General features: G+C 70.0%; 8 protein-coding genes and 1 pseudogene. 6 read left to right on the top strand and 3 right to left on the bottom strand.

Features of this window, described 5'->3' with window-relative positions; all coding sequences use genetic code 11:
* Window position 1: 1 nt before the first annotated feature.
* The 5 genes and pseudogenes from PV762_RS00905 (at window position 2) to PV762_RS00925 (ending at window position 4916) form a co-directional block, all read left to right on the top strand.
* On the top strand, window positions 2–472 hold the full coding sequence (locus PV762_RS00905) for an acyl-CoA thioesterase (RefSeq protein ID WP_421033151.1): 471 nt from the start codon (window positions 2–4) through the stop codon (window positions 470–472).
* A gap of 101 nt (window positions 473–573) precedes the next feature.
* A pseudogene (locus PV762_RS00910) lies at window positions 574–1211 on the top strand (nitroreductase).
* 120 nt (window positions 1212–1331) lie between these two features.
* Window positions 1332–2315 (top strand): 2-hydroxyacid dehydrogenase, encoded by a 984-nt coding sequence (locus tag PV762_RS00915; protein ID WP_421033152.1) that lies wholly within the window; start codon window positions 1332–1334, stop codon window positions 2313–2315.
* A gap of 13 nt (window positions 2316–2328) precedes the next feature.
* The gene (locus PV762_RS00920; RefSeq protein WP_421033153.1) at window positions 2329–3723 is read left to right on the top strand and encodes a DNA recombination protein RmuC; all 1395 of its coding nucleotides are present in this window, start codon (window positions 2329–2331) and stop codon (window positions 3721–3723) included.
* Window positions 3720–4916: an MFS transporter gene (locus tag PV762_RS00925; RefSeq protein ID WP_421033154.1), complete on the top strand. Its 1197-nt coding sequence runs from the start codon at window positions 3720–3722 to the stop codon at window positions 4914–4916. The genes PV762_RS00920 and PV762_RS00925 overlap by 4 nt, the downstream gene beginning before the upstream one ends.
* 26 nt (window positions 4917–4942) lie before the next feature.
* Here the strand turns inward: PV762_RS00925 and PV762_RS00930 are convergent, their stop codons facing one another.
* Both PV762_RS00930 and PV762_RS00935 read right to left on the bottom strand, forming a co-directional pair.
* Complete coding sequence (locus PV762_RS00930; RefSeq protein ID WP_421033155.1) at window positions 4943–6781, bottom strand: hypothetical protein; 1839 nt, start codon at window positions 6779–6781, stop codon at window positions 4943–4945.
* A 77-nt stretch (window positions 6782–6858) separates the two neighbouring features.
* Entirely contained in the window at window positions 6859–7722 is an 864-nt protein-coding gene (locus PV762_RS00935; RefSeq protein ID WP_421033156.1) for a hypothetical protein, read from the bottom strand.
* A 290-nt stretch (window positions 7723–8012) separates the two neighbouring features.
* Between PV762_RS00935 and PV762_RS00940 the strand changes: the two genes are divergently transcribed.
* Window positions 8013–11162, top strand: a complete 3150-nt coding sequence (locus tag PV762_RS00940; RefSeq protein ID WP_421033157.1) for an EAL domain-containing protein — start codon at window positions 8013–8015, stop codon at window positions 11160–11162.
* 24 nt (window positions 11163–11186) lie between these two features.
* Here the strand turns inward: PV762_RS00940 and PV762_RS00945 are convergent, their stop codons facing one another.
* The gene (locus PV762_RS00945; RefSeq protein ID WP_421033158.1) at window positions 11187–13286 is read right to left on the bottom strand and encodes a M3 family metallopeptidase; all 2100 of its coding nucleotides are present in this window, start codon (window positions 13284–13286) and stop codon (window positions 11187–11189) included.
* Between the last annotated feature and the right edge of the window lie 99 nt (window positions 13287–13385).

Below are 13385 nucleotides of genomic sequence, written 5' to 3' on the forward strand. Positions count from 1 at the left end.
CATGACTGCCGATACCACCGTCGCCGCCGCCGAGGCTCGCCCGGCCCCCGAGCCGCGCGAGGCCTTCGCCCGTTTCATTCCGGTGCCGACGCGCTGGATGGACAACGACCTCTACGGCCATCTGAACAATGTCGTCTACTACAGCCTCTTCGATACGGCGGTGAACCGCTACCTCATCGAGCAGGGCGCGCTGGACCTCCACCACGGCGAGGTCATCGGCCTGGTCATCGAGACGCACTGCAACTTCTTCGCCTCGCTCGCGTTCCCGCAGCAGGTCGAAGCCGGTCTGCGCGTCGCGAAGCGCGGCCGTTCCAGCGTCCGCTACGAGATCGGCCTGTTCGCCGAAGGCGAGCCGCTGTGCGCGGCGCGCGGACACTTCGTCCATGTGTACGTCGATCGCGAGACGCGCCGTCCGGTGGCGCAACTGCCCGAGCCTTACGTGAAAGCGCTGGTCGCGCTGGAGATGCCATGAACGTCCCCTCATCGTTCCCCTCGTCGTTCCCGGATCCCTTCGCCCCGCCCACGCCCGAGCAGTCGGCCGCGGTCGACGCCGCGATCGTCACGCGGCATTCGATGCGCGCCTTCCTGCCGACGCCGGTGCCGCGTGCGCTGATCGAGGAGTTGCTGAACGTCGCCGCCCGCGCGCCGTCCGGCACCAACACGCAGCCCTGGCAGGTCCCGTGCTGACCGGCGCGGCCAAGGACCGGCTGGTGGCGCGCATCCAGTCGGCCTATGACGATCCCGAGGAACTGGCCACGCACGGCGAGGAATACGCCTACTACCCGCGCGAGTGGATCTCCCCCTACATCGACCGCCGCCGCAAGGTCGGCTGGGACCTGTACAGCCTGCTGGGCATCACCAAGGGCGACAAGCTGCGCATGCATGAGCAGCACGGCCGCAACTACCGCTTCTTCGACGCGCCGGTGGGCCTGATGTTCACCATCGACCGCGTGATGCAGCAGGGCAGTTGGCTGGACTACGGCATGTTCCTGCAGAACCTGATGGTCGCTGCCCGCGGCCGCGGCCTGCACACCTGCCCGCAGGCGGCGTTCACGCAATTCCACCGCGTGATCGCGGAGGAGCTCGGCCTGTCGCCGCAGCAGCAGCTGGTCTGCGGCATGTCGCTGGGCTACGCGGATCCGGCGGCGGCCGAGAACACCCTGGTCACCGAACGCGACCCGGTGGCGGCCTTCACCCGTTTCCACGAATAGACGTACGCCTGAAGCGGGGACGCCCTGGGCGATCCTCGGCTGCGCCATGGATGGCGCGGGGCAGCGATCGGCCCGCGCCTGCATACAGTTGACGATTCCCTTCAAGAAGGAGCATCGTCCATGAGCAAGCCCAGCGTCCTGGTGGCCCGCAAGACCTTCGACGACATCGTCGACCGGCTGCGTCAGCACTTCGAAGTCGAGACCAACGACAGCGACACCGGCTGGTCGCAGGACGAGCTGATCCGGCGCCTGCAGGGCAAGGCCGGCGTGTACATCGCCGGCGGCGACAAGATCGATGCGAAGCTGCTCGACGCCTGCCCCGACCTCAAGGCCGTCTGCACGATGGCCGTCGGCTACAACAACATCGACGTGCCGGCCTGCACCGCGCGCGGCGTGCTGGTGACCAACGCGCCGGACGTGCTGACCGAGACCACCGCCGACTTCGGCTTCGCGCTGATGATGGCCACCGCGCGCCGCATCACCGAGAGCGAACACTTCCTGCGCCGCGGCGAGTGGAAGCAATGGTCGGTGACGATGTTCGCCGGCGCCGACCTGCACGGCGCGACGCTGGGCGTGCTCGGCATGGGCCGTATCGGCGCGGCGATTGCGCGGCGCGGCCACCTGGGCTTCGGCATGCCGGTCATCTATCACAACCGTTCGCGGCTGCCGGCCGACCAGGAGGGCCCGCTGGGCGCGCAATGGGTGGAGAAGGACGAGCTGCTGCAGCGCGCCGACCACCTCGTCATCGTCGTGCCGTACAGCGCGTCCTCGCACCACCTGATCGGCCAGCGCGAGTTGCGCCTGATGAAGAAGACCGCGACGCTGACCAACATCGCGCGCGGCGGCGTCGTCGACGACGCGGCGCTGGCGGCCGAGCTGCAGGCCGGCACCATCGCCGCCGCGGGCCTGGACGTGTTCGAAGGCGAGCCCACGGTGCATCCGGCGCTGCTGGCCTGCACGAATGTCGTGCTCACGCCCCACATCGCCAGCGCCACGATCGCGACGCGCCGCGCGATGAGCGACCTGGCCGTGGACAACCTCATCGCCGCGCTGACCGACGGCGTTCCGCCGACGGCCCTGAATCCCGAGGTGCTCAAGCGCTGAGAGAATCGGAGGCATGTCTTTTCCCGACCTGCTGCAGCTGACCCTTTCCGGGCTGATCCTGATCCTTCTCGTCGTGGTGCTGCTCGCCCGGCGACGGTCTTCGGACAGCGGCGAAGCGGCAGCGGCGGCGCTGGCGCCGCTGATGCAGCAGTCGGGCGAACGTATCGAGCGCCTGGAACGCGCGCTGCGCGACGAGCTCAGCCGCGGCAACGCCGGGCTGCGCCAGGAGACGCTGGTGACGCTGACGCAGTTCCAGCAGGCGTTGGGCCAGCAGGCTGAGCGCGCGAGGGAGGCGCAGGCCGCGGCCGCGTCCCGTATGACCACCGTGCTGACCGAGCAACTGCAGGCGCTCGCGCAGCGCAACGAGGCCGGTCTGGCCGAGACGCGGCGTACCGTCGAGGCCCGGCTCCAGGCGATCCAGCAGGACAACGAGAAGAAGCTCGAGCAGATGCGGGCGACCGTGGACGAGAAGCTGCACGCCACGCTGGAGCAGCGCCTGGGCGAGAGCTTCAAGCAGGTCGCCGAGCGGCTGGAGCAGGTCTACCGAGGCCTGGGCGAGATGCAGACGCTGGCGCGCGACGTCGGTTCGCTCAACCGGGTGCTGACCAACGTGAAGACGCGCGGGATCTTCGGCGAGGTCCAATTGGCGGCCCTGCTGGAACAGGTCTTCACGCCGGAGCAGTTCGCCTCGAATGTCGAGACGGTGCCGGGCTCCGGCGCCCGCGTCGAGTTCGCGCTCCGGCTGCCGGGCCAGCGCGACGACGGTCAACCCATCTGGTTGCCGATCGATGCCAAGTTCCCACGCGAGGACTATGAGCGCCTGCTCGACGCCCAGGAGCGCGCCGACGCGCCCGCAGCGGAGCTCGCCGGTCGCGCGATCGAGACGCGACTGCGGCTGGAAGCGAGGAGCATCCGCGAGAAGTACCTGGGTCCTCCGCACACGACCGACTTCGCGCTGCTGTTCGTGCCCACCGAGGGCCTCTACGCCGAGGCGCTGCGCCGACCCGGCCTGAGCCAGGCGCTGCAGATCGAGCACAAGGTGATGCTGGTCGGCCCGACGACCTTGCTGGCGACGCTGTCCAGCCTGCAGATGGGCTTCCGCACGCTGGCCCTGGAGAAGCGTTCCGCGGAAGTGTGGGACGTGCTGCGCGCGGTGAAGACGGAGTTCGGCAAGTTCGGCGACGTCCTGGCCAAGACGAAGAAGAAACTCGACGAGGCCAGCAACAACATCGAGCTCGCCGAGCGGCGCACGCGCGTCATGACCCGTGAGCTGAAGTCCGTCGAGGCCTTGCCCGAGGCGCAGGCCGCAAGGGTGTTGAAGCTGGGCGCCCCCACCGATCCCGCCACCGATCCCGGCATCGATGCCGAAGGCGAGGCCGACATCGGGGACGAAGGCGCCGCCCGATGAACGACGACGCGACCGCGGCGAGGGGCTACACCGGCTTGAATGCCGGTTTCGCGGCCGTCATCGCCTCGCTGGTGGCGGTGCATGCCTGCATGGCGACGACGCGTGTCGCGGCCACGCTGTGGGTGCTGCATCAGGGCTACGGCGGCGGCTTCGTCGGCGTGCTGCTGAGTCTGTTCGCCGTCGCGCCGCTGGGGCTGTCGCTGTGGGCCGGCCGGCTGGCCGATCGCCATGGTTTCCACCGCCCGGTCGGCATCGGCGTGGCGATGGCCTTCGCCGGCGCCGTGCTGGCGCTGTGGGCGCAGGTGCTCGGATGGGTCTGGCTGCTGGCGCTGGGCTGCCTGCTGTGCGGCGGTGCCGTCGCGCTCGCGGCCGTCGCCATCCAGCGGGAGGCCGGATTGATGGCGCACGACGCTTCGCAGCTCAAGCGTGTGTTCAGCTGGGTGGCGCTCGGTCCGGCCTTGTCCAACGCCTTCGCGCCGGTCATCACCGGCATCGTCATCGACACCGCGGGGTTCACCGCGGCCCTCGTCCTGTCCACCCTGCTGCCGCTGGCGGCCTGGATGATCGCGAAGCGCGTGCCGCGCCATGCGCCGGCACCCGCCGCCAGCGGCGTCAAGCCGCGTCCCGCCTGGGACCTGCTGAAGGATCCAGGCCTGCGCAATCTGCTGATCGTCAACGTCGCAATGTCCTCCTGCTGGGACGCCCACAGCTTCGTCGTGCCGGTGGTCGGTCACGCGAAGGGGCTGTCCGCGTCCGGCATCGGCCTGGTGCTGGGCAGCTTCGCCGCGGCGGCGACGCTGGTCCGGCTGGCGATCGTGCGCTGGGCCCACCGCATCGACGACGTGAAGGCGCTGCGCGTCGCCATGGCGGTGGCGACCGTCACGCTGCTCGTCTACGCGTGGTTGCCCGGCACCTTGGGGCTGATGGTCGGGTCCGCGGTGCTGGGGGTGGCGCTCGGCGCGGTGCAGCCGATGGTGCTGGCGACCATGCACCAGGTCACGCCGCCGGACCGCCACGGCCAGGCGCTCGGGCTGCGCATGCTGGCGTCCAATGGCGCGACCGTGGCGATGCCGCTGGGATTCGGCGCGCTGGCGACGGCCAGCTTCGCCGCTGCTCCGCTGTGGCTGATGGCAGGTCTCCTGCTGCTGGCCCAGCGGGCGGCGTCGAGGATCGCCAGCCGGGCGGGCGCCTGATCGCCTCGCGCGCAGGCCGCGGGGTGCTACTGGAGATGCCGCCACAGCGGCTCCGCGAGGGTCAGGTCCTCGCCGATCGAACGTGCCACGGCGCGCAGCAGCGGTTGCGCCGACGCGCGTGAGGCCAGGGCCCGCAACGAGTCGGTCGGCATCGAAGGCGTCAGCGGCGGCACCTCGTCCCGCAGCGCCTGCTTCAGCAGCCGCAGGGCGGGGATCAGATCGTCCGGCGCGGGCCATCCCCGCACGAATGCGAGCAGCCGCACGGGGTCGAACCGCAGACGGGCATAGGTTCCGGGCACCGCCAGCGTGGCGGTATCGGGCGGGCACCGGTCGCCCACCCGCGCTCCCATGCAATGCAGCACGTTCAGCGAGATCCAGACCTCTCCCAGCATCACATGCGTGCGGTCGGATTCCCATTGAGGCCGGTGCCCCGGCGCCGGTCGATGCGCAGGCCGGGCGCCCAGCCAGGCGATGAGCGCTCCGGCGGGCGGCGGGTCCGCGATCCGCTCGTCGGTGATCCAGGCCTTGCCGCCGTGCGGATACTTGTCGGCACGTTCGATGTCGCCGCTCGGACCCCGGCGGAAGAGCCATGTCGCACGCGGCACGTTCTTGGCCCAGTCGCCGCTCTTGCTCGGGCCCCCATCCGGATGCGAGTCCTGGATCCACAGGCGAGGACGAGGTGGCCTCGAATACGAATGCGGCTCGTCCTGGTCGAAGATGATGAAGGCGCGAAGGCGGGATGGCCCGGATGCGCGGTCCTCAAGCGCCTCCGCCCGCATCCCGCAGACTCTCGACCGCGCGGACACGGTCGGCGTGCGAGCGCCCCAGGCATCGGAGAGGCGACGCAGCACGTCCTCGGCGTAGCTGTACGGGCTGACCGGCGATTCGAGGGTGCAAGAGGCCAGGCTCACATGGGCAGGCCTCCAGGAGCCTTGCGGTCTGCCGGCCATGGTGGTCGTCTGATCCACGAATCGAAGCAGATGATCGACCAGCGCGGAGGCCGGCCAAGTGTTGAGAATCAGTTGGTTGCCGCCTGGCGCGAAAGTGCGATGGCCGACCGCCACGAAGCGGACCGGGTCCGATGACAGACGTTCAGGGAGTTCCTGGGGTAGTCCGGTCCGCCAGTCGAGGGTCGAGCGATCGAGGTGGAAGTGACGCTGCCGACCGTCGTGCTCGCCCTGCACCAGAATCGCCGTGGGGGCGTGGGCCAGTCGGCGCGCGATCAAGTGACATGTCTCGTCACCGCCGCGAATCTGGAATGCGACCCAGATGCCGTGCTTCGAGTCCTTCGGGTGGGAAGGCCTGATGCGTGGAGGCAGCGGCATCGCCGCTTTCGGAGGAAGGTTGAACTGAGCCATGGTCCACTTCCACAATGCAGCGTGGTCGGACCGTGTCCGAACCGTCGTCCATTCATGCGAGCTGTCCGGTCGTGGCGTCAGTCGGGAGAACGGCTGTCGATGCGTGCGCAGCACGCGATGATCAAGTGTCCATTCGGGTGCGAGCGTTGACATGCGGGCACCGTTTCTCGAGTTGTTCGCGATCTCCTCGATGATCGACTGGGCGGAGAGGCCGGGCGCGGGTTGACATGTCGACCGCCGGCGCGCCTTTTCCAGGTGAAGCAGGAGCAAACGCTCGACGATGGCGAGATCGGCGTCCTGCTGGTCTGCGGTGACCCGGCCCGGGCCTTCCAACGGACGCACGTGGATATGAGAGCAGCGAGGCGGCTTGCCGGCTGCTCCGCACCGCTGGAGAGCCCGGATGCGCACCTCTCCGCGATCCCGATCGAGCTGGCTGTCGAACAGGCCACAGTGATCCAGCAAAGGGAAAGGGCTGCCCTGTGGCAGCCCCGGTGTCACGTGATGCATGTCCGACGTCCGGTGGGGAAAGCGCACTCAGTAGCGTCATGAGGTTCAGCGGTCCCGCTTCGGGCGACCGCCCACCATCATTCGCCGCCGGGTGCGATCGCGACCTGCCGCCGCGCCTCCTTGTGTTTCATCGCGACGTATTCCTCCAGCGACTGCTCGTGCAGCTGTCGCGCGTACCGCTCGGTGGCCGCGAACCAATCGCGCAGGCGCCGATCGAGCCGCTGTCCGGACGGCGCCGGCAGCGTGTCGAGGTAGGACTCGATGGCCAGGAAATAGCGCATCGTGTTGCGCTCCGCGATGCCCTGGATGCCGCCGACGTAGCGCGGGCGGCCGTCGTTGTCGCGTCCCACCACCGTGAAGCCGACCTTGTCGCGTCCCGAGGTGGACAGGTAGGCGCCGGTTGCGACGCGCGCGGCGAAGTTGTTCACGTAGGCGTAGCGCAGGCGCACGAACGAGCGCGTGGCGTCGATCGGTACCGCCTCCAGCGTCAGACGGTAGTTGCTGGTGCCCATCGGCCCCTTGTCCGCGCTCATCTCCACCAGCAGGTATTGCGGCAGTGACGCGAGCACCTGGAAGCGGAAGTCGAGCGCGTAGGCATCCTCGATCGGCTGGTCGAACTTGCGGCCGACGGCCATGTGCAGCGTGGCGCCCGGTGCCGCGTCGTCCTCGACGGCGCAGCGCTTGACGTTGGCCGGCAGCGTCAGCAGGTCGCACCAGGCCTCGGCGTTGCGCAGCGCGCCCGACAGCGCGCCGAACGGATGCTGGACGACCGCGTGCATTTCCCCCGTGGGCCGCTCGGTGTCGTCGACGGAGTTCAGCACGATCGGCTTCTGGAACGGGCTCTTGGACAGCTGCGGTGCGAGTTGGTCGTACTGCGCGCGCAGCCCCGCGCCCTGCTGCGCCGACACCTCGGTGGCGATCAGCAGAAGCCCCAGCAACACGGTAGCGTGCGCGATCCAGAAAAGCGCGCCATGGTGTGGCCTCGGATGCTTCGAATGTCGGAACAGGCGCCCGGGATGCGGCGCGGAAAAGTGCGGGAAGGAACGCATGGCGAACTCCATCGCTGGCCGGAGCCGTTGATTCACCTTACGGGCGGTGAGCGGGCGGGTCTGTCGGACAAGGCCGCGACCCTGCGTGCGGATGCGCCGTCGGCGGCGGGGGACGGCGGCCTGCGGCGTCTGGGCGTACCGATGTCGCGTTGGGGCCGATACTCGCGCCGGATGGACACACCATGACCACAACGATGAAACCAGTGTTGAGAGGGGCTGCGGGGACGGTCGTCGGGGACCTGATGAGGGAGCGGCAACGCGGTGCGTGGCGCTGGCCCTCTCGCTGGCCGTCTCGCTGGGCCTGGGCCCAACTGGTCGTCGCACTCCTGGTGACGGGGGTCGTGGCCATGCTGTGGCTGTCGCGTGTCCAGGCCGGACCGCTGGCGCGACTGGACGGCGTGATGCAGGACGCGCAGGCCCAGTGGCGCGGTCGGATCGCGCCGGGGACGACGTATCCGATCACGCTGGTGCGTTTCGACGACGTCAGTGCCGCGCGCTTCGGCGGCATGACGCCGGGGCGGCCGCTGCTCGCCGAAGCGATCATGCGGCTGCAGGCCGCGAAGCCGCGGCTGATCGCCGTCGACATGTTGCTGCTCGACCCGAAGCCGGACAGCGACATGGTGCTGGCCGACGCGATGCGCGGCGGCGCGCCGGTGCTGCTGCCGTTCGCGTTGCCGCCCGCGCAGACGGCCTCGGCGCCTGCCGCCAACGCGCCGACCGGCCTGCTGAAGCAGGCCTTCATGCGTGCCGAGGGGACGCCGCGCAGCGCGCTGATCCCGGAACGGGCCGACGCGCCGCCGGAGCCGCTGCTGTCGGCGGCGACGTCGCTCGGCCATGTCCAGGCGGCGCGCGAGGTGGACGGCAGCCTGCGCCACGATCTGCCCGCACTGCCGCTGGACGGCAAGGTCTATCCGTCGCTGGCCGTGCGCATCGCCGGCGACGCGATGCGCCAGCCCTGGGCCGAGGCCACGCTGCGCTGGAGCCGCGACATCCGCTGGGGCACGCTGCAGGTGCCGCTGGATCTGCTGTCGCGCCAGGGTGTCAATTACTACGGTCCGGCGGGGACTTTCCCGTCGGTGTCGATGGCCGACCTCGTCGACGGCAAGGTGACCGAGGACGCGCTGCGCAACCGCATCGTGATCATCGGCGTGTCGGCGCTCGGCGCCGGCGATCATTCCGCCAGTCCCTTCGACGCCGGTCTCCCCAGCGTGGAGCGGCTCGCGACCGTCGTCGACAACCTCCTGACCGGCCGCACGCTGACGCGGCCGCCTTGGGCCGCGCTCGCCGAGTCCGGCGCGCTGCTGGTGCTGCCGCTGCTCTGCGCGCTGCTGCTTGCGCGCGGATCGCTGTGGCGCGGCCTGCCGATCGTGGCGCTGCTGGTCGGCGGCGGTCTCTACGGCGCGCAGTGGGCGTTCGAAGAGGAACGTCTCGTCCTCTCGCTCGCCTACCCCTTGCTGGCCGTGACGGCGGCGAGCCTCGCCGCGCTGACGCTGCGCGCGCTCGCGCGCCAGTCGCGTCGGCGCGAGGCGCTCCGGCGCCTGACCGCGAGCGAGGCCCGTCATGCGCTCGCCGCGCAGGGCGCCAACGATGGGCTATGGGATTGGGACATCCCGTCGGACCAGCTCGATGTCTCGGCGCGCTGGCTGGCGCTGATGGGCGACGTGCGCGCGCCGGACGAGCAGCCGGCCGGCGTCAGGCGCGGCTTCTGGCGACTCGGAAAGCGAGGCGCGCCGGTGGACACCACGCGCGGCATCGAGCGCTTCACGCGCCCGTTGGGCGAGGCGGCGGCGGGCCTCCTGCGCGCCGACCTCGACGCGCATCTTCAAGGCCGCAGTTTCCAGTTCCACCATGTGCTGCGTTTCGAGCAGGGCGGACAGGCGCGCGCGCTGCTGGCGCGCGGCGTGGCGGTGCGGCAGGACGGCAAGCCGGTCCGCATGGCCGGCGCGCTGACCGACATCAGCGAGCACGAGCGGCTGCAGGCACGGGTCGCGCACGAGGCGATGCACGACCGGCTCACGGGGCTGCCGAATCGCGCGCTCTTCGTCGAGCTCGTCGCGCAGCGGCTGGCCAACCCGACGCCCGGCGTACCGGTCGCCGTGGCGCTCGTGGGCCTGGACGATTTCCGCGCGTTCAACGAGCGCCACGGCCTGCTGGCCGGCGACGCCGTGCTGGTCGAGAGCGCGCGGCGCCTGGCCGGCGGCACGGGCCGCACGGCGCGCGCCGGACGCGTCGTCGCGCGCCTGGGCGCGGATCAGTTCGGCGTGCTCTTCGAGGCGCGCATCGAGGCCGGCGCGCTCGTCGACCGGGTGCCGGAATGGGCGCTGGCGCGCATCGAGGAACCGTTCCTGTTCGACACCGTCGATGCCGGTCAGGGCACCGGCGCGCATCGACTCACCGCCTGCGCCGGCTGGGCGTACACGGGGCAGGGCAACTTCAGCCCGGACGACCTGATGGCCGCCGCGGAAAGCGCGCTGGCCCGCGCCAGGGCCGCCGGCACCGGTCATGCCCGCCTGTTCGATCCGGCGCAGCAACTGGTCGAGCAATCGCGGCGCTGGGTGAAGGAAAACATCGCGCGCGGACTGGAGGCGGGGGAATTCCAGCTCCACTACCAGCCCTTGGTGAAGCTGTCGGACCGGGCGCTGCTCGGCTTCGAGGCGCTGATCCGCTGGCAACATCCGACGCGCGGCACGGTGATGCCCGGCGACTTCATTCCGGCGGCGGAGGAGAGCGGACAGATCGTCGAGATCGGCCGCTGGACGCTGATCGAGGCCGCGCTGCAGCTGCGCCGCTGGCGCGAGATCGGCTTCCACGGCGAGATCGCCGTCAACGTGTCGGGCGTGCAGCTGGAGCGCGACGACCAGCTCCTCAACGACGCCCGCGAGTCGCTCAAGGCGCTGGGCGACGTGCCGCCGTCGCAGCTCAGGCTCGAGGTCACGGAGAGCATGGCGATGGCCAATCCGCAGCGCAGCGCCGCGATCCTGCAGGAGCTCGCGCGCATGGGCTTCAAGCTGTCGATCGACGACTTCGGGACCGGGTATTCGTCGCTCGCCTACCTGCACCGCTTCCCGTTCGACACGCTGAAGATCGACCGCAGTTTCGTGACGCGGCTGGGGGCCGGTCGAGAATCGCGGGAGATCGTGCGCACCATCGTCGGCCTGGCCGACGCCCTCGGCAAGCAGACCTTGGCCGAGGGCGTGGAGGAGGCGACGCAGGCGAGCTTGCTGGAGGATCTCGGCGTTCAGGCGGCGCAGGGCTGGCTGTTCGCCAAGGCGCTGCCAGCCGAGGAGGCGAAGCGGCTCATCCAGACAGTGCCGTGGAAGAAGCCGCTTTGAGGCTACGGGTTGGGGCCGTGGACCTCAGGCCATGCCCTGGTGTCTCAACAGCGCGTCGATCTGCGGCTCGCGGCCGCGGAATGCCTTGAAGTTGTCCATCGCGTCGCGCACGCTGCCCATCGACAGGATCTCCTCGAGGTAGCGCCGGCCCGTCGCCGGGTTGAACACGCCTTCTTCCTCGAACGCGCTCCAGCAGTCGGCCGACAGCACCTCCGCCCACTTGTAGCTGTAGTAGCCCGCCGCATACCCGCCGGCGAAGATGTGCGAGAAGCTGTGCTGGAAACGGTTGAACGCCGGTGGCGGCAGCACGGCGACTTCAGCGCGCACCTCGTCCAGCAACTCCTGCACGCGCGTCTCGGAGCCCGGCTCCGCATGCAGCCGCATGTCGAAGAGCGAGAACTCGATCTGGCGCAGCGTCTGCAGGCCCGCCTGGAAATTCTTCGCCGCCAGCATCTTGTCGAACAGCGCGCGCGGCAGCGGTTCGCCGGTGTCCACATGCGCCGAGAGCTGCTGGATGACTTCCCACTCCCAGCAGAAGTTCTCCATGAACTGGCTGGGCAGTTCGACCGCGTCCCACTCGACCCCGGAGATACCCGACACGCCCAGTTCCGCCACCCGTGTCAGCAGGTGGTGCAGGCCGTGACCGCATTCGTGGAACAGCGTCGTCACGTCGTCGTGCGTCAGCAGCGCGGGCTTGCCTTCCGCGCCTTGCGGGAAGTTGCACACCAGGTGGGCGACGGGGATCTGCTCGGTGCCCGTCCCCGCGAGGTCCGGCCGCGCCCAGCGGCTGCGGACCTCGTCCATCCAGGCGCCCGGCCGCTTGCCGTTGCGCGCGTAGAGGTCGAGGTACACCTGCCCGATCAGGCGTCCATCGCGACGCAGTTCGCAGAACTGCACCGAGTCGTGCCACACCGAGGCCTCCGCCGGCACCAGTTGCACGCCGAACAGCCGGTCGACGATGCGGAACAGACCGTCCAGCACGCGCGGCAGGGTCAGGTATTGCCGCACTTCCTGATCGGAGAACGCGTAGCGCGCCTCCTTCAGCTTCTCGGAAACGAAGGGGAGGTCCCAGGCCTGCAGGTCGTCCATGCGCAGGCCCGCCGTGGCGAAGTCGCGCAGCTCGTCGAGGTCGCGCTGCGCATAGGGCCGGGCACGGCCCGCGAGGTCGCGCAGGAACGCCAGCACCTGGGCGGGCGATGTGGCCATCTTGGGCACCAGCGAGGCTTCGGCGAAGCTGGCGAAGCCCAGCAGCCGCGCTTCTTCCTGGCGCAGCATCAGCAATTCCTGCATCAGCGGGCCGTTGTCGTGGTCCGGCTTGTCACCCAGCTCGCTGGCGCGCGTCACGTAGGCGCGATAGAGCCGTTCGCGCAGCGCGCGGTCCTCGGCGTACTGCATCACCGGCATGTAGACGGGGAAGTGCAGGGTGAGCTTGTGGGTGTCGGGATCGGTGTTGCCGTCCTTCTCCGCCGCGGCGCGCGCGTTGGCGATCACGTCCGGCGGTACGCCCTTCAGCTCGGACGACTTCGCCAGGTAGCTCCAACCGTCCGTCGCGTCCATCACGTGTTCGGAGAAGGCCTGGCCGAGTTCGGCGCTGCGCTCCTGGATCTTCGCGAATCGTTCCTTGGCCTCGCCCTGCAGCTCGGCGCCGGACAGCACGAAGTCGCGGATCGCGTGCTTCAGCAATTGAGCGCGTTCCGGCGCCAGCCCGGGCTGGTCGGCGATCGCCTTGTACTTGGCGTAGAGCGCCTCGTTGGCGCCGAGCGCGGTGTAGAACTCGGTGACCGCGGGGAGCATCGCGTTGTAGGCCTCGCGCAGCGCCGGCGTGTTGGCGACCGCGTTCAGATGGCCCACGGCGCCCCAGGCGGTGCCCAGGCGCTCCGAGGCGACGTTGAGCGTGCGGGACAGGAAGTCGTAGTCGGCGGGCGCGTCGGACGCGGTCACCTGATCCAGTGCTCTCTGGGCCTCGGCCAGGAGTTCGGCGACGGCGGGCTGGATGTGCGACGGGTCGATCGCGGCGAAGTCCGGCAGCGACGCGGTGGAAAGCAGCGGGTTCGCGGTGGGAGACGCGGCGCCCGGCGTGGTGCCCGGCGTGGTGCCGGATGCGGCGGCGGTGGAATCGGTCATGCAGGCCTCGTGAGTCTGACGAAATGCCGGAACAGTGTCTCAGCCTTTCGCGCGCGTTTGCGCGGGAGGTTTCTATCGTGGGGGCGATGCCCGGGCTAT

The organism is Mitsuaria sp. CC2 (genome assembly GCF_048957715.1).
GTDB lineage: Bacteria > Pseudomonadota > Gammaproteobacteria > Burkholderiales > Burkholderiaceae_C > Roseateles.

Coding starts and splice junctions, on each gene's coding strand:
- PV762_RS00930 (WP_421033155.1), bottom strand. CDS start 6,781: ATGCATCACGTGACACCGGGGCTGCCACAGGGCAGCCCTTTCCCTTTG.
- PV762_RS00945 (WP_421033158.1), bottom strand. CDS start 13,286: ATGACCGATTCCACCGCCGCCGCATCCGGCACCACGCCGGGCACCACG.
- PV762_RS00940 (WP_421033157.1), top strand. CDS start 8,013: ATGACCACAACGATGAAACCAGTGTTGAGAGGGGCTGCGGGGACGGTC.
- PV762_RS00925 (WP_421033154.1), top strand. CDS start 3,720: ATGAACGACGACGCGACCGCGGCGAGGGGCTACACCGGCTTGAATGCC.
- PV762_RS00905 (WP_421033151.1), top strand. CDS start 2: ATGACTGCCGATACCACCGTCGCCGCCGCCGAGGCTCGCCCGGCCCCC.
- PV762_RS00915 (WP_421033152.1), top strand. CDS start 1,332: ATGAGCAAGCCCAGCGTCCTGGTGGCCCGCAAGACCTTCGACGACATC.
- PV762_RS00920 (WP_421033153.1), top strand. CDS start 2,329: ATGTCTTTTCCCGACCTGCTGCAGCTGACCCTTTCCGGGCTGATCCTG.